Below are 26,926 nucleotides of genomic sequence, written 5' to 3' on the forward strand. Positions count from 1 at the left end.
GTTGCGGGGCCGGCGCGGGTTGTCGCGCCGGCCCCTGTTGTTTTGTCGGGGTGGATCAGTGGTTCGGGATGTGGGCGACGCCGATGCGCTTGCGGAACACCCAGTACGTCCAGCCCTGGTAGGCCAGGACGATGGGGGTGAACACGACCGCCACCCAGGTCATGATTTTCAGGGTGTAGGGGGTGGAGGCGGCGTTGGTGGCGGTGAGTGTGCCGGCGGGGTCGAGGGTGGAGGGCATCACGTTCGGGAACAGGGCGGTGAACAGGGTGGCCACGGCCAGGGCGATGGCCACGGCGGTGCCGGTGAAGGCCCAGCCTTCGCGGCGGGTGTGGGCTGCGGCGGTGCCGGCGAGTAGGGCGAGTGCGGCGCCGGTGGCGAGGACGATGGCGGCGGTGTTGGAGCGGATGGTGAGGGTCCAGGTGAGGAATGCCACGGCGAGTACGGCGGTGCCGATGCCGAGGCGTACGGCGAGGGTGCGGGCGCGGTCGCGGATGTCGCCGACGGTTTTGAGGGCGATGAACACGGCCCCGTGGGTGAGGAACAGGGCGGCGGTGGTGGCGCCGCCGAGCAGGGCGTACGGGTTGAGCAGGTTGAGCAGGCCGCCGACGTATTCGTGGTCGGCGGCCAGGGGGACGCCGCGCAGGATGTTGGCGAAGGCGACGCCCCAGAGGATCGCCGGGAGGAGGGAGCCGATGAAGATGGCGGTGTCCCAGCGGCGTTTCCAGGAGGCTTCGGGGCGTTTGTGGCGGTATTCGAAGGCGACGCCGCGGGCGATGAGGGCGAGCAGGATGAGTAGCAGGGGTAGGTAGAAGCCGGAGAAGAGGGTGGCGTACCACTCGGGGAAGGCGGCGAACATGGCGCCGCCGGCGGTGATGAGCCAGACCTCGTTGCCGTCCCAGACGGGGCCGATGGTGTTGATCAGGACGCGGCGTTCGCGGTCGTTGCGGCCGAGGACGGGTAGCAGCATGCCGACGCCGAAGTCGAAGCCTTCGAGGATGAAGTAGCCGGTGAACAGCACGGCTACGAGGAGAAACCAGACGGTTGTCAGTTCCACGGTGGGCTCCGGGTCAGTAGGCGAAGGCGAGCGGGCGCTCGGCGTCGTCGCTGTCGTCGGTGGGGTCGGGGTGGTCGGTGAGGTCGGGTACGCCGGCGCGGGCGTAGCGGAGCAGGAGTTTGACTTCGATGACGGCGAGGGTGGCGTAGATGAGGGTGAAGGCGGTGAAGGAGGTGAGGACTTCGGTGAGGGAGACGCTGCGGGATACGCCGTCGCGGGTGAGCATCTCGCCGAAGACGATCCAGGGTTGGCGGCCCATTTCGGTGAAGATCCAGCCGAAGGAGTTGGCGAGCAGGGGCAGCATGGGCATGGCGAGGCCGGCGCGTAGCAGCCAGCGGCTGGTGGGGGTGCGGCCCTTGCGCTGTGTCCAGAGGACGAGCAGGGCGATCGCGGCGGCGGCGAGCCCGAAGGCGATCATGAAGCGGAAGCTCCAGTAGGTGACGGGGATGATCGGGGTGTAGCTGCCGGCGCCGTACTGGCTGGCGTACTGGGCCTGTAGGTCGTCGATGCCGTGGACGGTGCCGTTGGGGTCGCCGGTGCCGAGGTAGGACAGCAGGTAGGGGATTTTGAGGGCGAAGACCTCGCGGCTGCCGTCGAGGCTGCCGATGGTGAGCACGGAGAACGAGGCGGGGCTCTCGGTGGTGTAGAGGCCCTCGGCGGCGGCCATCTTCATCGGCTGCACCTCGGTCATGATTTTGCCTTGGATGTCGCCGGTGATCAGGACGAGCGCCGAGGAGGCCAGGACGACCCAGGCGCCGAACTTGGTGGCGAAGCGGTAGGCGGGGGTGTCGACGCTGTCGCGGTTGCGGATGACGTGGTACAGGCCGACGGCGACGACGAGGGACCCGGCGACGAGGAAGGAGCCGGCGAGGGTGTGCGGGAAGGTGACCAGGGCGACCTTGTTGGTGAGCATGGCGAGGAAGTCGGTCATCTCGGCGCGGCCGGTGTCGGGGTTGATCCGGTAGCCGACGGGGTTCTGCATGAACGAGTTCGCGGCGAGGATGAAGTAGGCGCTGAGGTTGGTGCCGATGGCGGCGGCCCAGATGGCGGCCAGGTGCAGGCGCTTGGGCAGGCGGTCCCAGCCGAAGATCCACAGGCCGATGAAGGTGGATTCGAGGAAGAAGGCGACGAGGGCCTCGATGGCCAGGGGGGCGCCGAAGATGTCGCCGACGAAGCGGGAGTAGTCGCTCCAGTTCATGCCGAACTGGAATTCCTGCACGATGCCGGTGACGACGCCCATCGCGAAGTTGATCAGGAAGAGTTTGCCGTAGAACTTGGTGAGCTTTAGGTAGCGTTCGTTGCCGGTGCGGTGCCACAGGGTTTGCAGGATGGCGACGAGCACGGACAGGCCGATGGTCAGCGGCACGAACAGGAAGTGGTAGACGGTGGTGACACCGAACTGCCAGCGGGCGACGTCCAACGCGTCCACCTGAGAACCCCCAGCCTTTCATACTACGAGACGTAGTAGATACTACTGGACGTCGTAGGGAAGTCGTCAGGGTCGGAGGTCCCGAGCAGGCCCGGGACCAATGACCTTGATCACCACTGCCGCCCGGCCCACCGCGACCCGGGCGGGGGGCCCACGGTCGTGGCGGCGACGTGCGACCATCGAGCGCTGATGGACACCCCGACCGACCTCTGGCGGCCGCCCCTGTTCTGGCGCGGCGCCCAACTGTTCGCCCGCGTCCTCGTCGGTGCCCTGGCCCGCCTCGAGGTCACCGGCGACGTGCCAGACCGGCTGCGCCGCGGCCCGCTGATCCTGGCCGCCAACCACCTCAGCCCGTTCGACCCACTGGTCCTCGCCGCCGCCTGCCGCGCCCGCGGCGTCGCCCCCCGGATCATGGCCACCGGCGGCCTGTTCCGCGCCCCGCTCGTCGGCGCCGCCATGCGCCACGCCGGGCACCTGCGCGTGGACCGGGGCACCGCCGCCGTGCACCGGGCCCTCGACGACGCGGCCAGGGCCGTGGTCGAAGGGTCGGTGATCCTGGTCTACCCGGAGGGCCGCATCGGCCTGGACCCCGGCCTGTGGCCGGAACGCGGCAAGACCGGGACCGCCCGGATCGCCTTCGCCTGCGGCGCCCCCGTGGTGCCCGTCGCGCAGTGGGGCTCCCACGAGGTGCTGCCCTACCGGGCCCCGAAGGGCATGCTGCGCGCCGTCGCCCGGGCGGTGCGCCGCCGGCCGGTGCTCAGGGTGCACTTCGGGGCGCCCGTGGACCTGACCGGCATCGACCCCGCGGCCCCGGGCGCGGCCGTCCGGGCCACCGACCGGATCATCGACGCGATCACCGACGGCCTGGTCCCGCTGCGCCCCGACGAACCCGACCGGCCCCGGTACGTCGACCCGGGACGTCCCCGCGACACCAGCCGCTCCCACCGGCGCGGCCCTCGGCCCTGACCCGGTCGCGTCGGCGCTCGACGCGACCGGGTCAGACGGGTCAGGCGACCGGTTCCAACGCCACCACCGGGATCACCCGGCCCGCCCGGGCCTGGTAGTCGGCCCAGCCCTGGTCGGCCTGCGCCGCGCGGGCGAAGGCCCGGTCCCGCTCGTCGCCAGCCAGCACGACCGCCCGGGCCCGCCAGGTCGACGTCCCTTCCTCGACGGTGACCAGCGGATCGGCCGTCAGGTTGCGGAACCACTGCGGGTCCTGCGGTGCTCCCCCGGCGGAGGCGATGACCAGGACCCGGCCGTCCTCGCCGGTCACCCGGCCCACCGGGGTGGTGTGCGGGGTGCCGGTGCGCGCCCCGACGGTGGTCAACAGCAGCAGCCGGGCGCCCTCGAACCACCCCCCGACCCGGCCGCCGTTGGCGCGGAACTCGTCGATGATCTGCTGGTTGAAGTCGTTGGGCATGCGGTGTCCGTTCTCCAGACCGGGTGGTCGCCCCGCGCGTGGCGGGCGACGGTGACGGGAAGAAGCGCGCAGGGTCGATTGGCCCCGCGGGGCCACGTCGAGTGCGCTGCAGAGGGTTGCGGGAAGCGAGAGGATGAGCCGCCCGCGCGGGGCGGGTGGCGATGGGCGTCACTCACGCACGGCGGGCCGCGGGCCCGCCCGGCCCTCACGCCCCGGCCGGGTGCCCTGTCCGCTTGTGGCCCATGGCCGACCCGGCAGTCACGATGTCCAACTTAGTGCCACCCCCGAATCGCCGGCAACGCCCCCGCTGTCCATCGGCCCCGAGTGGTGCGCGTCGGCTGGCGGGTCGCCCTACCCGCCCGGGGTCAACGGCCGGCACCGGTGACCAGAGTCGAGTTTCTGTCACGAACGGCGCGCCAGCCAGCCCGCCCCGATCTGATCGGGGGCGGGCTTCTCCCTGCGCTTCCACCCCTTGAGGAGAGACTATGACCAGCACCCCCGCGCCCGCGTCCGCGCCGTTGTCGGCGAAGGCCGACGCCGTGAACCGGGCCGCCCGCACGTTCGTGCAGGGCCTGCTCACCGACGTCGCCATCGCCGCCCTGCCCGTCGTCTTCGACGCGGTGTCCGGCTGGGACGGCGCGTTCACCCGGGACTACTGGACGGTCGTCGGCGTCTCCGTGCTCAAGACCGTCGGCGTCGCCACCGTCTCCTACTTCATGCGCCTGCGCAGCACCCCGCCCGGCCAGCCGGCCGCGTAGTGGGGGCACCCCCTGCCGGCGGCGCCGTGCCCGCCAGCGAACTGGGCGAGGGCCCGGGTGCGGGAGATGGCCGGGTCACTTCGCTGTTGACGGTGGGCATGATGATCTCCTTCGCCGGCCGGGCGGCGGACCTGACCGGCGTCCGGGCCCGGCGGTGGGTCATTCCCGACCAGGCACCCGCCGGCCACCGCCGCAGGGCATACTGCCCACCGTGCAGCCCCGCTCCGGCTACCTCGACGCGCCCGCGCCGCTGGCGTTCGCCCACCGCGGTGGCGCGGCCGACGGCGACGAGAACACCGCCGCCGCGTTCGCCCGCGCCGTCGACCTGGGCTACCGGTACGTCGAGACCGACGTGCACGCCACCGCCGACGGGGTCGCCGTGGTCTTCCACGACGCCACCCTGCGCCGGGTCACCGGCGAGCCGGGGCGCATCGCCGACCTGCGCTGGGCCGACCTGGCCTCGGTGCGTGTCGGCGGCGCCGCGGTGGTGCCCCGCCTCGACGACGTCCTCGCCGCCTGGCCGGACGTGAGGTTCAACATCGACGTCAAGGCCGACGGGGGCGTCGAGGCGACCGTCGCCGCGCTCGGGCGGGCCGGTGCCGGCGGCCGGGTGCTGCTGGCCTCGTTCAGCGACGCCCGGCTGGCCCGGCTGCGGGCGTTGACCGGCGGGCGGATCGCCACCGGCCTCGGCATGCGCGGGGTGGCCCGGTTGCGGGTGGCGTCCCTGCACGGCCGGCCGCTGCGGCTGCCCCCGTCGGTGGTCGCCGCCCAGGTCCCGCCCCGGTACGGCCGGATCCCGGTCGTGGACCGCCGGTTGATCGCCTACGCCCACCGGCTCGGACTGCATGTGCATGTCTGGACGATCGATGAACCTGCCGAGATGCACGGGTTACTTGATCTTGGGGTGGATGGCATCATGACCGATCACGTCGGCGTGCTGCGCGACGTCTACCGCAGCCGCGGCCACTGGGCCGCCTGAGAACCGGCGGAGGACCCCCCATGGCCGAGACCGTCACCGCGACGGTGGACAACCCCCCACCGCCGGCGAGCACTCCCCGCGAGCGGCGCGGCTGGTACCTCTACGACTGGGCCAACTCGGCCTTCCAGACCACCGTCATCACCGTGTTCCTCGGCCCGTTCCTGACCACCGTCACCGAGCTGGCCGCCGGCTGCGAGCTCGGCGCGGACAGCTGCGACGGCTACGTGCACCCGCTGGGCATCCGGGTTGCCGCCGGCTCGTACTACCCGTACCTGATCTCCCTGTCGGTGTTGCTGACGGTGTTCGTGCTGCCCGTGATCGGCGCGGTCGCCGACCGGTCGGCGCACAAGAAGCGGCTGCTCGGCGCGGCGGCGTTCACCGGCGCCGGGGCGACCATCGCGATGGCCCTCGTCACCGGCGAGCGGTACCTGCTCGGCGGGGCGCTGTTCATCGTCGCGAACATCTCCTTCGGCGCCGCCGTGGTCGTCTACAACTCGTTCCTGCCGCAGCTCGGTGGTCCCGACGAACGCGACGGCATCTCCAGCCGCGGCTGGGCCATCGGCTACCTCGGTGGCGGGGTGCTCCTGGCGCTGAACCTGGTCGCGGTCTCGATGCTCAGCGAGGACGGCAACCCGCAGCGCACCCTGGACCTGGCCCGCTGGTCGATCGTGTCCGCCGGCGTGTGGTGGGCGGTGTTCACCCTGGTGCCGCTGCGCTGGCTGCGTGAACACCCCACCGCCGCGGCGTTGCGCGGCGGCGGCAACGTGCTCAGTGACGGGTTCCGGCAGCTCGGCCGCACCCTGCGGGAGATCAGGGCGTACCCGCTGACCCTGTACTTCCTGCTGGCGTTCCTGGTCTACAACGACGGCATCCAGACCGTGATCACCCTGGCCAGCCAGTACGGCACCGAGGAGCTGCACCTGGAACAGGGCACCCTGATCGTGACGATCCTGCTGGTGCAGTTCCTCGCCTTCGGCGGCGCTCTCGGCCTCGGCGCCCTCGCGCGGCGGATCGGCGCGTGGAAGACGGTGCTGCTCAGCCTCGTGCTGTGGACCGGTGTGATCATCGCCGCGTTCCGGCTGCCCGAGAAGGCCCCACTGCCGTTCATGATCCTCGGCGGGGCGATCGGCCTGGTCCTCGGCGGCAGCCAGGCGCTGAGCCGGTCGCTGTTCAGCCAGCTCATCCCCGCCGGCAAGGAGGGCGAGTACTACGGCTTCTACGAGATCAGCGACAAGGGCACCAGCTGGCTCGGGCCCCTCGCGTTCGGGCTGGTGTTCCAGCTGACCTCCTCCTACCGGGTGGGCCTGGTCTCCCTGCTGATCTTCTTCGTGGTCGGGTTCGCGCTGTTGGCCGCCGTGCCGATCCGCCGCGCCATCGTCGCCGCCGGCAACACCCCGCCGCGGGTGCTGTAGGGCGCCGGCCCGGTGTGGGCCCCCGAGCTCGGGGGCCCACACACCGGGCTGATCGTCCGTCGTCGATGGGCTAGGCTGCCCCGACGTGACCGACGACGCCGCCCCGATCTGCCTGGCCCGGCCCCTCCCCGGCCCGGACGACACCCGCGCGGGCTGCGCCGCAGCCCGGGGCGTCAACGGCCGGCCGCTACACGCCGCCGCGCTGAAGTTCTTCTGGGGGCCGATGGACTGCGGCAAGTCCACGATGGCGTTGCAGATGAACTACAACCACGCCCGGCAGGGCCGCCGTGGCCTGGTCACCACCCGCATCGACCGGTCGCTGGGCCCGCAGGTCACCACCCGCATCGGCCTGGCCCACTCCGCGATCGAGGTCACCGACGGTTTCGACCTGCGCGACCTGGTCCGCGACGCCTGGGCCGAGGGGGTCCGGGTGGACTACCTCATCTGCGACGAGGCGTCGTTCTACGACCTCGAACACATCGAGCAGATGGCCGAGCTGGTCGACAACTACGACGTCGACGTGTACGCCTTCGGCCTGGCCACCGACTTCCGGTCCTGCCTGTTCCCCGCCGCCCGGCGGCTGTTCGAGCTGGCCGACTCCGTCGCCCGCATCCAGGTGGAAGTGCTGTGCTGGTGCGGCCGGGAAGGGCTGCTCAACGCCCGTGTCGTCGGCGGCCGGGTGGTCCGCGAGGGCGAACAGGTCGTCATCGGCGACACCGTGGACACCGCGCAGGTGCGCTACCAGGTGCTGTGCCGGCGGCACTACCGCGCCGGGGACCTCGGCGGCCGGTAAAACAGCCCTCCGACGGGTCAGTACGGGTCCCCGCACACCCGCCAGCCGTCGGCCTCCCGCACCACCGGCAGCTCCCGCTGTTCGCTGCCGCCACCGTCGCGGGTCAGCCGCACCGCCACCGTGCCCCGGGGCCGGCCACCGCGGGTGGCCACCGCCACATCGGTGATCTCGTAGCCGGTGACCTGCGGCGGGGTCCGCAGCCACGCGGCGAAGCCCGCCGCGCTCCACCGGCTGCGCGCGTCGGCGCACAACCGCCCGTACGCCCGGTCGGCGTCGCCGGCGGACACCTCCCGTAGGAACCCGTCGGCGGTCTCCCGCACCGGGCCGCTGGACCCGGTCACCACCTGCACGTTCCACGCACCCAGACCGGCTACCCCGACCAGGCAGAACCCCAGGCCCGCGCCGGCGGCCAGCAGCCCGACGCGCGCCGGCCGGCGCCGCCGGGCCGGCCGGCTCCACGACCGCTCACCGCCCATCACCTCCGACCGTAGGCGGCCGGCCCGCCGGCCCGCAGCAACTCGCCCCGGTCGCCTCCCGGGCGCGCATCGTCTACCGTCGGCGCACACCCCGACGCGAGCGCCCCCGGAGGCGAGACGATGACCCGTTACGTGCAGCCGGTGCCCACCCCCGAGGACCCGTACACCGGGGACCGCCTGCTGCGGTCCTGGCTGCGACGGCAGCTCGGCCCGGACGGGCACGCCGCCGCGCAGGGCCGGCTGACCGACCTGGCCGCCGACGTGACCGGGCCGCTGCGTGCCGCGCACGCCGACGCCGAGGCCCACCCGCCGACCCTGGTCCGCTACGACCCGTGGGGCGCCCGCGTCGACCGCGTCGACACCTCCGCCGGCTGGCAGGCCCAACGCGCCGCCGCCGCCCGGCACGCCGTGGTCGCCCTGCCCTACCTGGAGTCGGCGCGCGGCACGTGGGGGGCCGCCACCCGCGTCGTCCAGCACGCCCTGCTGCACCTGTACGGGCCGGAGTCGGCCACCTTCTCCTGCCCGGTGGCGATGGCCGACGGCGCGGCGGCGCTGCTCAGCCTCCCCGAGGTCGACGCGGGCGTCCGCGACGCGTGGCTGCCCCGGCTGGTCTCCACCGACCCGGACACGGCGATCGTCAGCGGGCAGTGGATGACCGAGTCGCAGGGCGGCTCCGACCTGTCCCGCTCCAGCACCACCGGGCGGCCCGCCGCCGACGGGTCGTGGCGGCTGACCGGGGAGAAGTGGTTCTGTTCCGCCGCCGACGCCCCGATCGCGGTGGCCCTCGCCCGGCCCGAGGGCGCCGGCCGGGGCAGCCGGGTCCTCGCCCCGTTCCTGGTGCCCCGCTACGCCGCCGACTCGCCGCTGGCCGGCGCCACCGCCACCGCCGCCGCCGACGCTCCGGCGCCCGGGGTGACCGTGCACCGGCTCAAGGACAAGCTGGGCACCTGGGCGCTGCCCACGGCCGAGATCGGGCTGACCGACGCGTACGCGCTGCCGCTGGGCGACCCGGCGGTGCCCGGCCTGGTCCGGGCGATGACCCTGGTGGTGGTGACCCGGGTGCACAACGCCTCCGCCGCGGCCGGCGGGATGCGCCGCGGCCTGGCCTACGCCCGCGCGTACGCCGACGCCCGCACCGCCGCGGGCGGGCGGCTGGCCGACAACCCGCTGCACCGGGCCACCCTCGGCGCCCTGGCCGTGGACGCCGCCGGCGCGTTCGCCCTGGCCGGGCACGCGTTCGCGCTGCTCGGCCGGGTGGAGGTGGGCGCCGACCCGGACGCCGCCGCCGAGCTGCGGGTGGTTGCCCCGCTGGCCAAGCTCGCCACCGGCCGCCTCGCGGTCAGCTCCGCCAGCGAGTACGTGGAGTGCTTCGGCGGCGCCGGGTACGTCGAGGACACCGGCGTGCCCCGGCTGCTGCGCGACGCGCAGGTCCTGCCGATCTGGGAGGGCACCACCAACGTGCTCGCCCTGGACGTGCTGCGCGCCGTCACCCGCGAGGACGCCGGCGCGCCCCTGCTGCGCCGGCTGGCCGCCGCCGTGGACCTGGCCCGGCCGCTCTCCCCCGCCCTGGCCGACACCCTCGCCACGGTCACCGGCGAGCTGACCACCGCCCTCGCCGACGTCACCGCCGACCTGCGGGCCGCCGACGTGGTCGCCGGGGCTCGCGGGCTGGCGTTGCGCCTCGCGGCGGCGCTGACCTGCGCCCTGCTCGTCGAGCACGCCGCGTGGGGCGACGAACAGGCCGAGGTGGCCGCCCGGCTGTGGGCCCGGCGGCGGCTGCGCCACGAGGACATCTCCGGCGACGCCCACCAGCACCTCGACCTGCTCTGCTGAACGCTGTCGGGCTAGCGGGCCAGCAGCGCCCGAAGCGCCGCGACCACCTCGGCGGGCGCCTCCTCGGCCATGAAGTGCCCAGATGTCACGGTGCGGTGCTCCAGGTCAGCCGCCCACGCCCCCCACAGGCCGGCCGCGTCGTAGCCGAGGGCTGCGCCCCAGTCCTGCTGGAGCACGGCAACCGGCATGGCCAGCCGGTTGCCGGCCGCCCGGTCGGCCGCGTCGTCGGTGACGTCGACGCCGGCCGACGCCCGGTAGTCGGCGACGATCGAGGTGACCGCCTCCCGGGATGCCCGCAGGTACGCGGCCCGCACGTCGGCCGGCTGGGCCTGCGGGTCGCCGCCCCAGGCGTCGAGGAAGTGACCGAAGAACGCGTCCGGTGCGGCGCCGATCAGCCGCTCCGGCAGGCCCGGCGGCTGCGCCATCAGGTACAGGTGGAACGCGACGGCGGCGTCGACGCCGTGCAGCACGTCCCACATGTCCAGGGTCGGCAGCACGTCCAGTGCGGCCAGGTGGGTGACCGCGCGGGGGTGGTCCAGGCCCGCGCGGACCGCGACCAGGGCGCCCCGGTCGTGCCCGGCCAGGGCGAACCGCTCGTGGCCGAGCGCCCGGGCCAGGGCCACCACGTCGGCGGCCATGGTCCGCTTGGCGTAGCGGGCGCCGTCGACATCGGCGGGCTTGTCGCTGTCGCCGTAGCCGCGCAGGTCCGGGCAGATGACCGTGTGGTCGGCGGCGAGGTCCGCGGCGACGTGCCGCCACATGAGGTGCGTCTGCGGGAAGCCGTGCAGCAGCACGACCGGGCTGCCGGAGCCGCCGACGGCCGTGTGCAGGGCTACTCCGTCGGCGACGGTGACGCGCTGGTAGTCGAATCCACTGATCCTTGGTTCCACGGGTGAGCCTTCCAGTACGGGTGACGGGGAACCGGTACGCGGGCCGTGCCCGGCACCGATGGTGTGCGTTACCGAGCCTGCCCGGTGCCGATCAGCGGCCGATCAGCATCGGATGAGCACGCCGAACCGGCCGACGTCACGGCCCGTGGCCTGCCTACAGTGGGGATGATGAACGGGCGGACCACGGCACCGGCGGTGACCTTCGGGGTGCTCGGCCCGGTGGTCGCCGGCAACCACCTCGGTCCGGTCGCGCTCAGGGGCCCCCGCCACCGCGCGGTGCTGGCCCGGCTGCTGGTCGCCCGGGGTCGGGTCGTGCCGGTCGACCGGCTCGCCGACGACCTTTGGGCGACACCCCCGCACGCCCCGGTGGCGGCGATCCGCACGTTCGTCGCGGACCTGCGCCGCGCTCTGGAGCCCGACCGGCCGCCCCGCCAGCCGGCCCGGCTGCTGGTGACCGCAGCGCCCGGCTACGCGCTGCACCCCGAGCCGGACGCGGTCGACGCGTGGCGGTTCGAGGCGGCGGTCGACGAGGCGGGGCGGCTGCTGGCGGCCGGTCAGGCCGACCGGGCCCTTGCGTGCCTGCGGGACGCGCTGGCCCTGTGGCGCGGCCCCGCGTACGCCGAACACGCTACCGACGGGTGGGCCCGGGCGGAGATTGACCGGCTGGACGAGCTGCAGCTGCTGGCCGTGCAGCGGCGGGCCGAGGCGCTGCTGGCGCTCGGCCGGGCCGCTGAGGCAGCCACCGACCTGCGGGCTCACGCCGACGGCCACCCGCTACGCGAGGACGCCTGGCGGCTGTTCGCGCTGGCCCTGTATCGGGCGGGCCGCCAGGGCGACGCCCTCGCCGCACTACGCCGCGCCCGGGCGACGCTGGCGGCCGAACTCGGCGTCGACCCCGGCCCCGGCCTGCGGCAGATGGAGGCCGACGTGCTCGCCCAGGCCCCGCACCTGAGCCCGGCCGGCCCCCCGGACCTCCCGCGCGCGCCCGTCGTCGTGCGCCCCGCCCCGCCGCCGGAGGCGGGCACGTCGTTCGTCGGGCGCGGCGAGGAGCAGGCCCGGCTGCTGGCTGCGGCCGGGGACGTCGCCCGGCGCGGCCGGCCGGCGATGGCCCTGGTCTCCGGTGATCCGGGTGCGGGCAAGACGGCGCTGGTGGGTGCCCTGACCCGGCGGCTGACCGGGGATGGCTGGACGGTGGCGTGGGGCCGCAGCCCCGAGTACGACGGGGCCCCGGTGGCCTGGCCGTGGACGCAGATCACCGACGCGCTGACCCGGGCCAGCCCGGACGGCCTCGCGGCGGCCTCGCCCGGCATCGCTCCCGAGCCGGACGACTGGGACACCTTCGGCGCACCCGACAGCCGGACGGGGCCCGGCGCGGGTGGGGACATCGCCGGTGCGGCCGACGGCGGCAAGCTGGCCGGTGCGGTCGGTGGTGGGGACACGGCCGGCGGGGCGGAGGACCCCGCCGTGGCCCGGTTCCGCCTGCACCGCGCCGTAACGGCGCTGGTCACGGCGGCGGCCCGCCGGGGCCCGGTGCTGCTGGTCCTCGACGACCTGCACCGCGCCGACGGCGACACCCTGGACCTGCTGACCGCGCTGCTCACCCCTCCGCAGCCGGTCACTGGCCCGGTGCTGGTCGTCGGCACGTTCCGCGCCACCGAGATCAGCCCCGAGCTGACCGCGGCGCTGGCCCGCTGTGCCCGCCTCGAACCGCTGCGGGTCTACCTGGGCGGCCTGCCCGAGCCGGCGACCGGTGAACTCGCCCGCGCCGTCGCGCGGCGGGACCTCGACGCCGCCACCGCGCGGCTGATCCACCGGCGCACCGGCGGCAACCCGTTCTTCGTCCGGGAACTGGCCCGGCTGCTCGCCGAGGAGGGCGACGCCGCGCTGGACACCGTCCCGACCGGGGTGCGCGACGTCATCCGGCACCGCCTGGCGCAGCTCCCCGACCCGGCGCAGTCCGTGCTGCGGCGGGCGGCGGTGCTCGGCCGCGAGATCGACCCGGACGTGCTGACCGCGCTCACCGGCGACGACGCGGTCACCCTCGACGCCCTGGACCGCGCCGTGCAGGCAGGCTTCCTCATCGAGCACGGCCCGCACCGGCGGCTACGGTTCACCCACATCCTGGTGCGCGACACCCTGTACGGCGACCTGTCGGCGCTGCGCCGGGCCCGCTGGCACGCCGCCGCCGGCGACGCGGTCGAACGGCTGCGCCCGCACGACGCCGCCACGCTCGCCCACCACCTCGCCCTCGCCCCTGGACCCGCCGCCGCCGGCCGTGCCGCCCGGTACGCCCGCACCGCGGCGGAACAGGCCGAACGCCGCTGCCACCCGCACGAGGCGGCCCGCCTGTGGCAGCAGGCCGTCGCCGCCCACGACCGGGCCGGCCACGGGGACACCCGGGAGCGGCTCACCGCGCTGCTCGGGCTGGGCCGCACCCTTGCCGTGACCGGCCACCTGGAGCAGGCCCGCCGGCACCGGGCCGAGGCGATCGACACGGCACGGCGGATCGACGACTCCGACCTGACCGTGGCCGTGCTGACCGCGTTCGAGGTGCCCGCCGTCTGGACCCGCAACGACGACGAGCCGCTGTCCCGCCGCATCGTCGGGACCGCCGAACGGGCGCTGACCGTCCCCGGCGGCGACACGCAGCGCAGCAGGCTGCTGAGCACCCTCGCCCTGGAGCTACGCGGCACCACCACGGACCGGGGCCGTCGGGCGGCCGGCGAAGCGGAGGCGATCGCCCGGGCGGCGGACAACCCGGCCCTGCTGGCGTTCGCCCTCAACGCCCGCTTCATGCACGCCTTCGACCGGCCCGGGCGGGCCCCGCAGCGGGCCCGCATCGGCGCCGAGTTGGTCGACGTAGCCGCCCGGCACGACCTGGTGACCTTCGAGGTCCTCGGCCACCTCGTCCTGCTGCAGGCCCACTGCGCGCTCGCCGACCTCGACGCCGCCGACGTCGACGCCCGCGCCGCCGAACACCTCGCCGACCGGTACGACCTGCCGCTGGTCGGCGTCTTCACCCGCTGGTACGCCGCCCTGCGGCTGGCAATAGCCGGGCGGCTGGCCGACGCGGAGGCCGCGTACCGGGTCGCGCACGCTCGCCTCGCCGGCAGCGGCATGCCCGGCATGGAGCGGGGCATGCTTCCCCTGGCTCTGCTGTCGCTGCGCCTGGCGCGGCATTCCGGCACGGGCGTCGCGGACCTGTCGCCCGTGCCGCCGGACCACGGGTGGGACGACTGGGACTGGGGCCCGTACGAGCCCTGGGTGCGCCCCCTGCTCCTGCTGTCCGCCGGCCACCGCGACGAAGCTGCCGCCGCGCTGCGGGCCCTGCCCGACTCGCCCCACGACCTGCTGTGGGAGGCCAGGCTCTGCCTCGCCGGCCGCGCGGCGCTGGCCCTGGGCGACCGGGCCACCATGCGACGCGTCCACGCCGAGTTGCTGCCCGCCGCCGGTGAGCTGGCGGGCGCGGGCAGCGGGGTGCTCACCCTCGGCCCCGTGGCCGGCCACCTCGCCGACCTCGATGCGGCGCTGGGCCGCCCCGGCGAGGGCTGAGCGCCGAGCACGCGGGGGAACCACCAGCTTGAGGTCAGACGGCGGGGCATGCTGGCAAGGCACCGTCGCGGAGCGAAAACCACTCCGCAGCGGGTTTCAGCCCCGGCGCCGGGCCCGCGCCGCCCAGATCACGTACGCCGGGTCGCGGTCGAGGTTGTGCCGGTCCCGGTCGTAGCGGCGGGTGGTGCGCGGGTCGGCGTGTCCCATGGCGTCCTGCACGTCCTCCAGCGGCACCCCCTCGGCGCGGGCGGTGGTGGCGAACGCGTGCCGCAGCGAGTGCGGGGACAGCTTCGCCCACGCCGGGATGCCGGCCGTCCGGGCCAACCGGCGGATCAGGCGGAACACCGAGTGCCGGTCCAGCCGGCCACCGGTCGCGGTCACCAGCAGCGGCCCGGTCAACTCGGGCACCGTCACCCGGGCCTCCGCCGCCCGCTCGGCCAGATAGGCGTCGACCGCGTACGTGGTCGACGGGGTCAGCGCCCGCCGGCGCGGCTTGCCGCCCTTGCCGACGAACCGGACGCTGCGGTGTCCCCGCTCCGCGCCCAGGTCGGCCAGGTCCAGCGAGACCAGCTCCCCCACCCGCAGCCCCAGGTCGGCCAGCAGCGCCACGGTGGCCCGGTTACGCGCCGCGGTAGGGCCGGCCTCGGCCTCTGCGGCGGCCAGCAGCGCGTCCACCTCCTCGGGGGTGAGACCCACCGTCGCCGAGTGGTCCCGGTCGACGCGGGGCCGGTCGGCGCCGGAGACCGGGTTCGCCTCGACGGCGCGCAGCTTGACCAGGAAGTCGTACCAGCTGGACAGGGCCGACAGTTTGCGGGCCACCGTGGCCGGCGTCAGCGGCCGGCCGGTGCGCGCCGCCGGGGCGCTCTCCAACTCCCGGCCGTAGGTGTTGACGTCGAGAAAGTTCGCCCGCAGCGGGTCCAGCTCGCGCACGGCGCACCAGGCCAACCAGCCGGCCACGTCCCGCCGGTACGCGTCGCGGGTGTGCTCGGACAGCCGCCGGTTACGCAGCCACGCCTCGGTGAAGTCACCCGGCCCGGCCCCGCGCAGGGCCGGACGGGCCGCACCACGCGAGGGCACCGGAAACTCGGGACGCGACATGCGAGAAAGACTCTCAGCCCTCGGTCGGATCGGCGGTGAGGCGCGCCCGGCCGGTTTCCCGCCCCGGCCCCGAGATCACCTCACGGCGCAGATGCCGCCGGAGTTCGCCGCGATGCTGGCGGGCATGGACCGTGCCATCGCCGAGGGGGCCGAGGACCGCACCACCGACGTCGTCCAGCGCCTCACCGGCCGCCCGCCGCACGGCTTCCGCGCAGTCGCCGACCGGGAGATGACACGGGACGGATGAGTTTCGACGGTACGACCAGCCCCGGCGGGAAGGCGGGGCACCCCGCCAACGGCTCCACCCCCATACTTGATCACGTGCTCTGGGGTGTCGACGGTCCGCACTTCCTGTTGGACTACGCGGTGGCGGTCGTCGCCGCGCTCGCCGTCGCGCTGGCGGTACGCTGGCTGATCGGCCGGCGCACCCGGGGCGACGAGCCGGGGCTGATGGAGCTGGCGTACCTGACCGACCGGGCGGCGCTGGCCTGCCAGGTCGCCGCAGCCTCGCTGCGCCGCGCGGAAGCCGTCCGGCCGGCGGAACTGGCCACCATGGTCGCCGTCGCCCCGTTCCCGGCCCGGTCGGCGCCCCTGGTCCGGGCGGTGCACACCGCGGTGCGGCGGCCGCAGACCTGGGCGGCCGTCCTCGCCGACCCCGGGGTCAACCGGGCGCTGCGCCGGCTGGTCGCCGGCCTGCTGCGCGACGGGTGGCTGCTGACCCGGTGGCAGCGCCGGCGCATCGCCCTCGGCGCGGTGCCGCTGTTCGCCGTCGCCGCCGTCGGGATCCTGCGGCTGGTGGAGAGCGCCGCGCAGTCCCGCGACGCCGGTGGCCCCGCCTCCGTCGTCGGTCTGCTACTGGGCTGCGGGGTGACCCTGCTCGGCGGGTGGTGGCTGTGCGAGGTGCCGGAGATCGGAGCCGCCGCCCGCCGGCTGCTGCGCCAGGCCCGGCGTACGCACGCCGACCTGGACCCGCAGCGGCGTCCGGCGTGGAGCGAACGCGGCACCGACGAACTGCTGACGGCGATGGCGCTGTTCGGGGCGCGCCCGCTGCTCGCCGTCGACCCGCGTTTCGCCGACATGGTCGGGGTGCACGACGACCGGCCCCGACCGCCGACGCCGAGGCAGGCCGCGCGGCACGAGCGGCGCGACGCCCCCGACAACCGGTAGCCGATCAGGACCGCAGGACGTCTTCTGGTTCACCCACCGGCGCCGACCTGGATATCGAGGCCCAGGGGCGGGTGCCGGATGAGCAGCAGGTGTGTTCAGCTGACCGCAGCATCGCCGTACGCGGCGCGTCAACGCTTCGGGAGGCGCTTGTCCGTTCACTGCGGACGACAAAGGTAAAGGCAAGGAGGTCAACCGCTCCTTGCCACTCTCAACATATAGCGCACTGGGGGCCTTGCGGCAAGACCCGGGTCGTGCCGCAGAATCTCCAGCCGAAGCCAGAACCTGCGGAAATCAGTGCTCCGCGAAATACGTGCGCTGTCGTCGACGTGCGGGTCTCGCGGGAAGTCGAACCGCCGGTGGGACTCGCGGCGCGGTTGCGGGCACTCGACGCGGAGGCCCGGGGGTGCCCGCCGACGAACTGCGCGGGACAGCTGGCCGAAATGCAACCTGCTGAACGGGGTTCCCATGATTGACGTGATCGTCGCCGGCGGCGGACCGACCGGCTTGATGCTGGCCGGCGAGTTACGGCTGCACGGCGTGCACACGCTCGTGCTGGAGAAGGAGACGGAGCCGACCAGGTATGTCCGCGCGCTCGGCCTGCACGCGCGCAGCATCGAGGTGATGGACCAGCGCGGTCTGCTGGAGCGGTTCCTCGCGCTCGGCCAGCAGTACCCGGTCGGCGGTTTCTTCGCCGGCATCACCAAGCCGTCGCCGGGCAGGTTGGACACCGCGCATCCGTACGTCCTCGGCATCCCGCAGACCACCACCGACCGCCTGCTGGCCGAGCACGCCACCGAAGTCGGCGTCGAGATCCGGCGCGACTGCGAACTGGTCGGGCTGAGCCAGGACGACCACGGGGTGACCGCCGAGCTGGCCGACGGCACGCAGCTGCGCTCGCGCTACCTCGTCGGCTGCGACGGCGGCCGCAGCACGGTGCGCAAGCTGCTCGGCGTCGGCTTCCCCGGCGAGCCCACCAGGGTCGACACGCTGCTGGGCGAGATGGAGGTGACCGCTCCGCCGGAGACGGTGGCCGCCGTGGTGGCCGAGGTTCGCAAGACCCAGAAGCGGTTCGGCGTCGGGCCCTTCGGGGACGGGGTGTACCGCGTCGTCGTGCCCGCCGAGGGGGTGGCCGAGGACCGCTCAATCCCGCCGACCCTCGAGGAGTTCAAGCGACAGCTGCGGGTGTTCGCCGACACCGACTTCGGCGTGCACTCACCACGCTGGCTGTCCCGCTTCGGCGACGCCACCCGGCTGGCCGAGCGCTACCGGACCGGCCGGGTGCTGCTGGCCGGCGACGCGGCCCACATCCACCCGCCGACCGGCGGGCAGGGGCTCAACCTCGGCATCCAGGACGCGTTCAACCTCGGCTGGAAACTGGCCGCCGAGGTCAACGGCTGGGCACCGGAGGGGCTGCTGGACAGCTACCACACCGAACGGCACCCGGTCGCCGCCGAGGTGTTGGACAACACCCGCGCGCAGATGGAGCTGCTGTCCCTTGAGCCGGGTCCCCGGTCAGTGCGCCGGCTGCTGGCGGAACTGATGGACTTCGAGGACGTGAACCGGTACCTGATCGAGAAGATCATCGCGATCGGGGTCCGCTACGACTTCGGCGAGGGCCACGAACTGCTCGGCCGGCGGATGCGGGACGTGAGGCTGAAGCGGGGCCGCCTCTACGAGCTGATGCACGGCGGCCGCGGACTGCTGCTCGACCAGACCGGTCGGCTCTCGGTGGCGGGCTGGGCGGATCGCGTCGACCACGTCGTCGACGTCAGCGAGGAACTGGACGTGACCGCGGCGCTGCTGCGGCCGGACGGCCACGTGGCGTGGGTCGGTCAAGATCAGCAGGATCTACTCAGCCAGTTGCCCAAGTGGTTCGGCGCTGCCGTCAGCTGAGCGCGCGGTGGTGGCTCGGAAGGGCGGGACCTATCTCCAGCCGAGGCCGGCACGGTCCGGTGAAAGCTCCCTTAACTCACCCTAGAGTCGGCGGTCGGTCGACAGGACGATCGCCGCGGCAGGGCACAGGTCGACGGCCTCGCGAACCGAGTCCCACGTTTCAGCGGGCGGCTCGGGTCGCAGTACGAACGCCTTGCCGTCGTCCTGACGCTGGTCGAACACCTCGCCGACCGTCAACACGCACATCCCGGAGCCGACGCAGCGCTCGGCGTCCACAGTAATCCTCATTGGTTACGCATCCCAGGTGACGGGGAGGCTCTTCACCCCGTAGATGTCCGCGGTCTCCGGGCGCAGGGAAACCCCTTCAGGCGGTACGGCCAAGCGGAGCGTGGGGAAGCGGCTGACCAGCGCGGGGAACGCGACCCGCATCTCGACGCGGGCCAGCTGCTGACCCAGGCACTGGTGGATGCCGTGGCCGAAGGCCAGGTGCCCGCCGTCCTGCCTGCGGAGGTCGAGCACGTGGGGATCGGCGAAGCGCTCGGGGTCGCGGTTGGCGGTGTTGTACGACAGGATCACCGGCGAGCCGGCCTTGATGGTCTGGCCGCCCACCTCGACATCCTCCAGCGCCGTCCTCATGAACGTCTTGGCGACACTGAGGTACCGCAGCAGCTCCTCCACGGCCCGGTCGGCGAGCGCGGGATCGGCGCGCAGCACGGCCAGCTGCTCCGGGTTGCGCAGCAGCGCGAAGGTGCCAAGGGCCAGCAGGTTCGCGGTGGTGTCGAGCCCGGCCGCCAGCAGGATCAGGGCGATCCCCTTCAGCTCCTCATCGGTCAGATCGCTGTCGGTGAGGTCGCTGAGCACGTCGTCGGTGGGGTTCGCGCGTTTGGCAGCCACCAGTTCCGCCAGATAGTCCTGGGTCGCGTGGTAGGCCGCCATCAGGTCCTCGTCGCTTGTCTCCCCGTTCATGAACGAGTCGACCTGCTCCTGGAAGGACTCCCGGTCCTGGTACGGCACCCCCAGCAGCTCACAGATCATGATGGCGGGGATGGGCTTGGCGAACGCGGTCACCAGGTCCGCCGGTGGCCCTGCCTTCTCCATGGCATCCAGGTGGTCAGCGGTGATCTGCGCGACGCGTTCGGTGAGCAGTCGCATCCGCCGTACGGTGAACTTGCCCATCAGCGGTTTTCGATAGCGGCTGTGCTGGGGCTCGTCCATGAGGAGGAACTCGCCGGGCGGCGCCGGGGGGATCTCGATGTCTCCGTAGTCGATGGTCGGGTGGAGCATGAGCTCCTTGCGTGAGCTGAACCGCGAGTCGGCCAGGACCGACCTGACCAGGTCGTATCCGGTGATCAGCCAGCCGGGTTTTCCGCCGGGGAAGGTGTAGCGGCTGATGGGGCCGTGCCGGCGGGCATCGACCAGCTCTGCCGGCGGGTCGAAGGGGCAGCCGGGCTGACGTGCCGTCGGCATCGCCGTGACGGCGTGCAGGGATTCACCCATGACCATTCCTCATCTCGCGATAGTACGTGTTTGGCAATGCTCGAAAGCTACGTTGCATTCAGAGTGAATGTCAATCGGTCGAAAGGCATTCTCCCAGGTGCGTGGCGGAAAATTGATGCAATGACGCTGGACTCGAATGCAATGACGCGTTGCAATGAATGACGGCGAAGGCAATACTGGCGGCATGCCAGGAGGACGGTTGACCCAGCAGGACCGCCAGCGCATCGCGGCCGGACTCGCCGGCGGGCTCTCCTATGCCGAGATCGCGAGACGGCTCGACCGGCCGACCTCGACGATCAGCCGGGAGGTCGGACGCAACGGCGGCCCCGGCGGCTACCAGCCCCAGCAGGCACACCGGGTGACGGCCCAGCGGGCGCGGCGTGGCACACCGGCACCCCCGCGCGCGGCCGGATCACCGGGTGGCACGGCGGGAGAGGAAATCATCGAGCTGGCGGTCCGGACGGGGCTGCCGAGGATGACAGCGCGCGTGCACGTCGAGCTGTTGCTGTCCGAGGACGGCAGACGCACCGCGGCAGGGCTGACCCGCAGGCTACGGGTCAGCCCTGCTTCCGTCTCCGTGGCCGTGAACTACCTGGTCCAGCAGGGGTATGTCAGGCGCGAGCGCGATCCGCAGCGGCGTCGCGACGTCTACGTGGTCGACGACGAGGCCTGGTACCACTCAGTCGTGATCAGCGCGCGGCAGACGCTCGAGGCGGCACAGGCCGCGATGGCCGCAGCGGAGACGTCCGGGCCCGACAGCCCTGTGGGGCAGCGGCTGGCCAGGGCAGGGGCATTCCTGGAGCGGGTCAGCCTGGACGAGATGGAGTCGGCCGACCGCTGGCGCGCCCTCCTGGCGTGATGGGTCTCAGACGAACCAGCTGGGGCGGTTCCTGCTGATCGTCACTGACCCACACGCCCCGGGGGGGTTCTGGTCCTCGCGGTAGGAGTGGCGCAGCTCTCCGCGCTGTCTCTGGAAGATATTGCGGGCTAGGCGGTGGCGGTGCACGGTGCGCCGGTAGCCGTTGTCGATCGGGTCGACCGTGGCCAGAGCACGTGCAGGGTCTTGGCGATGTCGAAGTCCAACGCCACCGCCTCGTCGCGTTCCAACCACGACTCGAAGCCGATATGAGCACCGATGCAGGCCGGCCAGTGCAGGCCCGGGTAGTTGCGCTGCCCCCGGTACGAGGCAAAGCCGGCACACCCTCGAACGGGGACAGCCGCCACATCGACCAGCCGCCGACGCACCTCTCCCGCGCCCCCATCGACAAAACCGACCTCGAACTCAACCGGATCCGTCGGACGACCACCCGACACGGAATCGAAGACTGGCCACCACGCGAAGACCCACCCACATCCCTCACCAGTCCGCAGCGGGTGCAGGGTCGTGACGGACTCGATCGCCTCGGCCAACTGGTCAAGCAGTTTCGCTGCGGGTGCCTTTCACAGCCGCCGGACGCGCAGCACGCAGGTCAGCATCGGGAGGGTGAACTCGCCGTCCACAGTCTCCGCTCTGCTCGCAAGGAAAGCGCGGATCCGGCCGAGCGTGGCCTCTTTTTCCGGTTCCGGCATGACCAGCATCCCCGCTCTCGTGGCAAGTGTCGCAACGAGAGAATCGGCGGTGCGGCGTTGCCCGTGCGGGAACTCAGCCTGCTCCGGTGAGCCAAACCGGGCGGCCACGCCAGTCTTCGGAAGGTGCATGTCTGCCGTCTCGGCGCGCCAGCTGGTAGGCGTGTCACGAGGGCCAATGGCCGCGCTACCGCTGACCCGCGCCAGCCCGGCAACCCAGTCGGCCCGATCGTCCATGACGTTCCACAGGCCGGCCAGGATGCCGCCGGGCGCGAGGACCCTGGCGATCTCGGGTCCCCCGACGGCCATGTCGAACCAGTGCATGGCGTTGCCGGCCAGCACGGCATCGACGGACGCGTCCGGCAGCGGTATCGCCTCGGCGCTACCCGGCAGTGCACGAACTTCCGGCAGCGCGCGGCGCAGCTCGGCCAGCATCGCCGGGTCAGGTTCGACCGCGGTGACGTCGGCGCCCACCGCAACCAGCGTGGCGGTGAGCTTGCCGGTTCCAGCGCCGAGATCGAGCACCCGCAAGCCGGGCGCGGGCTTGAGCGCCCAGCGCACCGCAGCCTGCGCATAGTCCGGACGGTGCTCGGCGTACGCGGTCGCCGCTGCGCCGAACGACGAGGAGTGACGGAACCGTTCATCTTGTTCCACGCGATCACCCTACCGGCGCGGACGACAGCTCCTGATCAGGTTCAGTGGGCCGGGTCGCAGATAGCCGTCCAACAGCGCCAACCTCAGTGGGCCATCTCAGCTTCTGTCGTCTGCCAAGACGAGCTGAGGCATGATCATACTCCTGGGCTGGGGTGCCTCAACTCCAATGGCAGAGCTGGGCGGCTGAATCTGCCATTGGAGTTGAGGCAAGTTGCGATGCGCAAATGGGAGCTGCGTTCCGATCGAGCCGGTTGTCTGGTGACCGTGCGGTGATGGATGTTGACGCCGATGGCGAGTAGTTCATCGGTGATCCGCTGGGCGGGCCACTTCTTCTCTCGTCGCCAGGTCTCGATCCGTTCGATGACCTGTGGCGTGCGTTCGGGCTGGAATGCGGGGTCGAGGGCTGGTCCTGGAGTCCGACCTCACCGGGACGACGCCAGCGATTGACCCACTTGCTGGCACAGGCCCGCGAGATCCCCATTTCGTCGGCGACATGAGCGATTGGGCGGGTTCGGCGGCGCTCGATGAGTCGCCGCCGCCCCTCGATACTCAACGGAGCGTTCGCGTGGGTCACCGGATCGCCTGCCCGAGGCGGGGTGCGATTAACCGCCGGAGCGGCAGGGCGATGAGCAGTGCGACCGCGACCAGGAGGCCGCTGACCCACACCGGGCCGAGGTCGCCAGCATTGGCCCCGAGGGTCGCTGCCGCAACGACGGGGCCGCCAGCAGCGCCGATGTTGAGCGCCGCGGTCGCATACGACCCTCCCATGGTGGGGGCGCCTGCTGCCTCATAGAGCACCCGGGCGATCAGGGTGCTGCCCAACGCGAAGGAGAGCGTGCCCTGCACGAACACGAGGAGCAGAAGCGCCGCGGGCTGGGCAGCCAGGGCCGCCAACGCGACCCAGCCGAGCAATAGCAACGGGCCACCGACTGCGATCACGATGCCGGGATGCTGATCGGAGAGGCGTCCCGCGAGGGTGACGCCGACGAAGGACCCGACACCGAAGAGCACCAGTACGACCGAGACCCACAGCTCGCCCAGGCCGGCGGTGTCAGTCACGATCGGTGCCAGGAAGGTGAACGTGGCGAAGGTGGCAGCGTTGACTAGGGCACCGAGCAGCATGACCAGGACCAGTCTGGGCATTGCGAGCTGGGCGATCTCGTCTCGAAGAGACGAGCCAGCCGGAGTGCCCTGAGGGGTCTTTCCGACACGGGCCGGGATGCCCTTCACGACGCCGAAGGCAGCGGGAAGGCAGAGCAGTGCGATCGCCCAGAAGGTTGAACGCCAGCTAAGCAGCGTGCCGAGCACCGCACCGCCGGGAACTCCAGCGATGGTGGCCACCGTCGTACCCGAGAGCAGCACCGCCAGTGCGCGCCCTTTCTGATCAGGCGCGACGAGCGTGGCCGCCGTGCTCAGTGCCACGGCCAGAAAGCCCGCGTTGGCCAGGGCGGCGATCATCCGGGTGACAAGCAGAATCGCGAAACTCGCCGTGAGGGCGCCCACGACGTGGGCCACGGCGAAAACCAGCACGAAGCCCAGCAGACTGGCCCGGGCAGGCCACCGGCGCGCAAGCGCCGCCATCAGCGGCGCGCCGACGATCATCCCGACAGCGAACGCCGAGATCAGAAGCCCGGCGGCCCCGACCGACACGTCGAGGCTTGTGGCGATGTCCGGCACCAGGCCGGCGAGCATGAACTCCGAAGTGCCCATGGCGAAGACCGCCACGGCAAGCAGGTAGAGCGGCAGAGGCATCAAGAGCTCCGAGGTGAGAGAGAACGAGAAGGAGACGTCTCGTCACCGCGGCCAGCGCCCCAAGGGTGCGCGCAAATACCCCACGCAGCGAAGGCTGCTGGGAAGCGGACTAAGAACTCAGCGGTTCAGGGGGCTGACGGCGTGACCGAAAGCCCCCACCTTGGATGCCTCAGGGCTCGACATGACGCAAACACTACTCAAATCCACGGGTCGCCACGCAACCGGGTTCCACACAGGGCGTGTCACACCGCTGCGCCGGCGACGTCGAGCAGCCGGACCTGTCCCTCGGCCAGGCCGTCCACCACGTGCACCTGCCCGCCCAGCCGAACCTCGTCGCCGATGCGCAGCACCGGCGGCCGCGACACCGTCATCGGAAACCTCCAGCCACCCGCACAAGCGAATTCTCGCTCAGCGGCTCCGACCGCAGATCGGCCTGCAACTCCCGCCGCCACAACAAGTGGAACAACACCGGCAGCACTCCCAGCGGATCAGCGACCACGGTCACGCCCTCCATCAGCACGGTCGGCCGCGCGAATACCTGCCGCAGCCGATCAGCCCGGTCAGGCTGGTGATACCGCTGGTGCCGGTGGCCCGACAACCAGCGCAGATTCGCCGCGAGCACCGAATCCAACGCGCCTACCCGCTCGTAACCCCAGCCCACCGCCCCGCAGGCCCGCGCCGTGGCGGCAAACTTCACCGCATCGTTGGGGCGGATCCGGTCGTCGGCACGGACATCGACTACCACCGCTGTGCCGTCACGCCGCCGGACGAAGAAGTCCGGCGCGTGCCGCAGCGGACGCTCGCCCGGGCCGTCCCAGCACAACCAGAACGGCTGCGAGGCCACCGCGACGACGTCCGGATCGGCGTCCAACGCCATCAGTCGGTCACGCTCTAGCCACGACTCGTACCCGACATGATCGCCGCTGGAAGCGAAGTACCACAGCCCGGAGAAGCTGCGCTGGCCTTGCCGAGACGTGAACCGGCGTACCGCCCCCGCACGCTCGAACGGAACACTCCAGCGCAACGTCAACGGCCCGCGCTGGCGTACGCCATCGGACCCGACATAGGCCACCTCGAACCCATCGCCCGGCCTTGCCGACGACGCTTCGCTGGGACAGGACAGGGACACCCGACCCCGAGCACACGGCCCACCCCGCCCCGCACATAACTGTCATTATGATGCATCAGGCTTTTGCCCGTTTTGCCCATGCCCTATTGCAGAATTATCATTATAGATAATTCGATAATTTGCCGAGGACGGCGCAGGGCGTCAGCGTCCTGGGCTCGGCCCATGAGGACCACTCGCGGCGGGCCCCTGCGCTGTGCCGGGATCGCCGGGGTGCCCTGGGTGCCGTCGAGGAGCTGGCGGTGAACTGCGGGCGCGGCGCTGACGCGCGGGGTGCAGCCCTGGCCGCCCGTACGGTCACGCCGTGGTCGAGCGCGGACCGCCCGTTGGTCCCCCCGCTTGGGTAACTGACCCAACCCGCCAAACATTTGATCTTGGCGTTGGTGGCGTGGCGTGACGAACGGCTCGAGGGCTGTGAGTTCGCTGGTCGGCTGAAGCTGATATGTGTACAGCGAGTCGGGGGTTTCACGATTCCGGCCGCGGCGTCGACGTACTGGGTGGGCGACGCGATGAACACCTTGGACTATGACCTGGCCGGCCCGAAGCCCGATATCACCGGCAAGGCCACGAGGACGCTTGCGGCGAACGCCGCACACCTGGCCCGGTTGCTGAACGAGGACCCCTACCCGCCGACGTGACCAGCGCCGCCTGGCGTGTGGACCGGCAAGTTGCTGCGGGTAGGTACAGAGCGGCCGAGGGCGGGTAGCCGCCTCGCGTCCCATCTTCTTGCCCTGTCGCCGCCTGTAGTTCGCGTGGGCGGCTTACTCTGCTGGCCGGGCGGCGAGTTCGCGTTGATCGGCGAGGCGTTTCCGCTGCTCGGGGTGGCGTTGCCGGCCGTTGTCGGCAGGCCGACTAGACGTCTGTCAGGATGCGGGCCAGCTCGGCCGGCCTGGTCAGCATCGGCCAGTGCCCGGAGTCGATGTCGACCAGCTCGACGTGCTTGGCTTTGGCGAGCTCGGGCAGCTCGCCCGCGTCGAGCCACTCACGGGCCTGGGTCGGTGTGTACTCGGGGCAGACCATCACGACGGGTACGTCGTACCGCCGCTCGTCGGTCAGCCGGACGATTCCCTTGGCCACGGCCTCGGGCACCGGGATGGCGGCGTCTGAGAACCTCTGTCTCACCTGGTCGTCGAGGTCGGCCGCGTCTGCGCCCTCGAAGGGCTCCCAGCCGGGGAAAGGCATCACGCCGTTCTCGATCGGGAAGAAGTTCGCGTAGAAGTCGCCGTCGGCCTGCGGGAATCCGCCGATCATCACGACTTTGCTGACCAGCGAGGGCCGCGCGTCGGCGACCAGCCAGGCCAGGGTGCAGGCGCCCGAGTGACCCACGACCACCGAACCGCCGGGGGCTGCGTCGACGGCCGCGAGCACCGTACGGACCTGATCGTTCAGCGTCGCTGACGTGTTCCCGTCGCCCTGGCCGGGCAGGGTCACCGCCACGGCGCGGCGGCCCTGCTTCTCCAGTTCGGAGACGACGCCGTCCCATGCCGATGCGTCGAGCCACAGGCCACCGAGAAGCACAATCTGTTCGTCAGTCATGCCACCAACCTAGAGCCGATTCCGGACGTTCCCCTTCCGGT

The 26,926-nt window shown here is 72.4% G+C and carries 26 protein-coding genes and 1 pseudogene; 12 read left to right on the forward strand and 15 right to left on the reverse strand.

Annotated features, from left to right (window positions below):
• Positions 1-55: 55 nt before the first annotated feature.
• Together cydB and OG617_RS31025 are read right to left on the reverse strand one after the other, a co-directional pair.
• The gene (gene cydB / locus OG617_RS31020; protein ID WP_405096441.1) at positions 56-1,054 is read right to left on the reverse strand and encodes a cytochrome d ubiquinol oxidase subunit II; all 999 of its coding nucleotides are present in this window, start codon (positions 1,052-1,054) and stop codon (positions 56-58) included.
• Positions 1,055-1,067: 13 nt separating this feature from the next.
• Positions 1,068-2,483, reverse strand: coding sequence for a cytochrome ubiquinol oxidase subunit I (locus OG617_RS31025; RefSeq protein WP_405096442.1), 1,416 nt, complete (start codon positions 2,481-2,483; stop codon positions 1,068-1,070).
• A gap of 189 nt (positions 2,484-2,672) precedes the next feature.
• Here OG617_RS31025 and OG617_RS31030 point away from each other — a divergent pair, with 189 nt between their 5' ends.
• Positions 2,673-3,449, forward strand: a complete 777-nt coding sequence (locus OG617_RS31030) for a lysophospholipid acyltransferase family protein (RefSeq protein ID WP_405096443.1) — start codon at positions 2,673-2,675, stop codon at positions 3,447-3,449.
• Positions 3,450-3,489: 40 nt separating this feature from the next.
• Here OG617_RS31030 and OG617_RS31035 read toward each other — a convergent pair whose 3' ends face one another.
• Positions 3,490-3,903 carry a nitroreductase/quinone reductase family protein gene (locus OG617_RS31035; RefSeq protein WP_405096444.1) on the reverse strand — a complete coding sequence of 138 codons (414 nt, stop codon included), beginning with the start codon at positions 3,901-3,903 and terminating at the stop codon, positions 3,490-3,492.
• Between the two features lie 485 nt (positions 3,904-4,388).
• Here OG617_RS31035 and OG617_RS31040 point away from each other — a divergent pair, with 485 nt between their 5' ends.
• From OG617_RS31040 to OG617_RS31055, 4 genes are all read left to right on the forward strand, one after another.
• The gene (locus OG617_RS31040) at positions 4,389-4,661 is read left to right on the forward strand and encodes a hypothetical protein (protein ID WP_405096445.1); all 273 of its coding nucleotides are present in this window, start codon (positions 4,389-4,391) and stop codon (positions 4,659-4,661) included.
• A gap of 211 nt (positions 4,662-4,872) precedes the next feature.
• Positions 4,873-5,640 (forward strand): glycerophosphodiester phosphodiesterase, encoded by a 768-nt coding sequence (locus OG617_RS31045; RefSeq protein WP_405096446.1) that lies wholly within the window; start codon positions 4,873-4,875, stop codon positions 5,638-5,640.
• Between the two features lie 20 nt (positions 5,641-5,660).
• Positions 5,661-7,052: an MFS transporter gene (locus OG617_RS31050; RefSeq protein WP_405096447.1), complete on the forward strand. Its 1,392-nt coding sequence runs from the start codon at positions 5,661-5,663 to the stop codon at positions 7,050-7,052.
• Between the two features lie 85 nt (positions 7,053-7,137).
• Positions 7,138-7,845 (forward strand): thymidine kinase, encoded by a 708-nt coding sequence (locus OG617_RS31055; protein ID WP_396681340.1) that lies wholly within the window; start codon positions 7,138-7,140, stop codon positions 7,843-7,845.
• 17 nt (positions 7,846-7,862) lie between these two features.
• On the opposite strand, the gene OG617_RS31060 is transcribed toward OG617_RS31055, so the two are convergent.
• Positions 7,863-8,321, reverse strand: coding sequence for a hypothetical protein (locus OG617_RS31060; RefSeq protein WP_405096448.1), 459 nt, complete (start codon positions 8,319-8,321; stop codon positions 7,863-7,865).
• Between the two features lie 120 nt (positions 8,322-8,441).
• On the opposite strand from OG617_RS31060, the gene OG617_RS31065 reads away from it, so the two are divergent.
• Complete coding sequence (locus OG617_RS31065; protein ID WP_405096449.1) at positions 8,442-10,154, forward strand: acyl-CoA dehydrogenase family protein; 1,713 nt, start codon at positions 8,442-8,444, stop codon at positions 10,152-10,154.
• Positions 10,155-10,165: 11 nt separating this feature from the next.
• Here the strand turns inward: OG617_RS31065 and OG617_RS31070 are convergent, their stop codons facing one another.
• Positions 10,166-11,044 (reverse strand): alpha/beta fold hydrolase, encoded by an 879-nt coding sequence (locus OG617_RS31070; RefSeq protein ID WP_405096450.1) that lies wholly within the window; start codon positions 11,042-11,044, stop codon positions 10,166-10,168.
• Positions 11,045-11,212: 168 nt separating this feature from the next.
• Here OG617_RS31070 and OG617_RS31075 point away from each other — a divergent pair, with 168 nt between their 5' ends.
• Positions 11,213-14,596 carry a BTAD domain-containing putative transcriptional regulator gene (locus tag OG617_RS31075; protein WP_405096451.1) on the forward strand — a complete coding sequence of 1,128 codons (3,384 nt, stop codon included), beginning with the start codon at positions 11,213-11,215 and terminating at the stop codon, positions 14,594-14,596.
• 96 nt (positions 14,597-14,692) lie between these two features.
• Here the strand turns inward: OG617_RS31075 and OG617_RS31080 are convergent, their stop codons facing one another.
• On the reverse strand, positions 14,693-15,694 hold the full coding sequence (locus OG617_RS31080; protein WP_405096452.1) for a tyrosine-type recombinase/integrase: 1,002 nt from the start codon (positions 15,692-15,694) through the stop codon (positions 14,693-14,695).
• On the opposite strand from OG617_RS31080, the gene OG617_RS31085 reads away from it, so the two are divergent.
• The 3 genes from OG617_RS31085 (at position 15,693) to rox (ending at position 18,754) form a co-directional block, all read left to right on the forward strand.
• Positions 15,693-15,941, forward strand: a complete 249-nt coding sequence (locus OG617_RS31085) for a hypothetical protein (protein ID WP_405096453.1) — start codon at positions 15,693-15,695, stop codon at positions 15,939-15,941. The genes OG617_RS31080 and OG617_RS31085 overlap by 2 nt on opposite strands.
• Entirely contained in the window at positions 15,938-16,861 is a 924-nt protein-coding gene (locus tag OG617_RS31090) for a TIGR04222 domain-containing membrane protein (protein ID WP_405096454.1), read from the forward strand. The genes OG617_RS31085 and OG617_RS31090 overlap by 4 nt, the downstream gene beginning before the upstream one ends.
• Positions 16,862-17,326: 465 nt before the next feature.
• Positions 17,327-18,754, forward strand: coding sequence for a rifampin monooxygenase (rox, locus tag OG617_RS31095; RefSeq protein WP_405096455.1), 1,428 nt, complete (start codon positions 17,327-17,329; stop codon positions 18,752-18,754).
• Positions 18,755-18,835: 81 nt separating this feature from the next.
• Here rox and OG617_RS31100 read toward each other — a convergent pair whose 3' ends face one another.
• Both OG617_RS31100 and OG617_RS31105 read right to left on the reverse strand, forming a co-directional pair.
• Positions 18,836-19,030: a ferredoxin gene (locus tag OG617_RS31100; RefSeq protein WP_405096456.1), complete on the reverse strand. Its 195-nt coding sequence runs from the start codon at positions 19,028-19,030 to the stop codon at positions 18,836-18,838.
• Positions 19,031-19,045: 15 nt separating this feature from the next.
• A complete protein-coding gene (locus tag OG617_RS31105; protein ID WP_405096457.1) occupies positions 19,046-20,251 on the reverse strand; it encodes a cytochrome P450 in 1,206 nt (401 codons plus the stop codon).
• A gap of 199 nt (positions 20,252-20,450) precedes the next feature.
• On the opposite strand from OG617_RS31105, the gene OG617_RS31110 reads away from it, so the two are divergent.
• Positions 20,451-21,110, forward strand: coding sequence for a helix-turn-helix domain-containing protein (locus OG617_RS31110; protein WP_405096458.1), 660 nt, complete (start codon positions 20,451-20,453; stop codon positions 21,108-21,110).
• A gap of 128 nt (positions 21,111-21,238) precedes the next feature.
• Here the strand turns inward: OG617_RS31110 and OG617_RS31115 are convergent, their stop codons facing one another.
• From OG617_RS31115 to OG617_RS31140, 6 genes and pseudogenes are all read right to left on the reverse strand, one after another.
• Positions 21,239-21,661, reverse strand: a complete 423-nt coding sequence (locus OG617_RS31115; protein WP_405096459.1) for a hypothetical protein — start codon at positions 21,659-21,661, stop codon at positions 21,239-21,241.
• Between the two features lie 30 nt (positions 21,662-21,691).
• Positions 21,692-22,471, reverse strand: a complete 780-nt coding sequence (locus OG617_RS31120) for a class I SAM-dependent methyltransferase (protein ID WP_405096460.1) — start codon at positions 22,469-22,471, stop codon at positions 21,692-21,694.
• A 245-nt stretch (positions 22,472-22,716) separates the two neighbouring features.
• Positions 22,717-23,045: pseudogene (locus OG617_RS31125) on the reverse strand (helix-turn-helix domain-containing protein); the annotation flags it as partial.
• A complete protein-coding gene (locus tag OG617_RS31130; protein WP_405096461.1) occupies positions 23,042-24,223 on the reverse strand; it encodes a Cmx/CmrA family chloramphenicol efflux MFS transporter in 1,182 nt (393 codons plus the stop codon). The gene OG617_RS31130 and the pseudogene OG617_RS31125, both read right to left, overlap by 4 nt.
• 242 nt (positions 24,224-24,465) lie before the next feature.
• On the reverse strand, positions 24,466-24,594 hold the full coding sequence (locus OG617_RS31135) for a hypothetical protein (protein WP_405096462.1): 129 nt from the start codon (positions 24,592-24,594) through the stop codon (positions 24,466-24,468).
• The gene (locus OG617_RS31140) at positions 24,591-25,295 is read right to left on the reverse strand and encodes a TnsA-like heteromeric transposase endonuclease subunit (protein ID WP_405096463.1); all 705 of its coding nucleotides are present in this window, start codon (positions 25,293-25,295) and stop codon (positions 24,591-24,593) included. Before OG617_RS31140 ends, OG617_RS31135 begins: the two co-directional genes overlap by 4 nt.
• Before the next feature lie 428 nt (positions 25,296-25,723).
• Here OG617_RS31140 and OG617_RS31145 point away from each other — a divergent pair, with 428 nt between their 5' ends.
• On the forward strand, positions 25,724-25,987 hold the full coding sequence (locus tag OG617_RS31145) for a hypothetical protein (protein ID WP_405096464.1): 264 nt from the start codon (positions 25,724-25,726) through the stop codon (positions 25,985-25,987).
• Between the two features lie 214 nt (positions 25,988-26,201).
• On the opposite strand, the gene OG617_RS31150 is transcribed toward OG617_RS31145, so the two are convergent.
• On the reverse strand, positions 26,202-26,885 hold the full coding sequence (locus tag OG617_RS31150; protein ID WP_405096465.1) for an alpha/beta fold hydrolase: 684 nt from the start codon (positions 26,883-26,885) through the stop codon (positions 26,202-26,204).
• Between the last annotated feature and the right edge of the window lie 41 nt (positions 26,886-26,926).

Source organism: Micromonospora sp. NBC_01412 (assembly GCF_045040215.1).
Lineage (GTDB): Bacteria > Actinomycetota > Actinomycetes > Mycobacteriales > Micromonosporaceae > Micromonospora > Micromonospora rubida.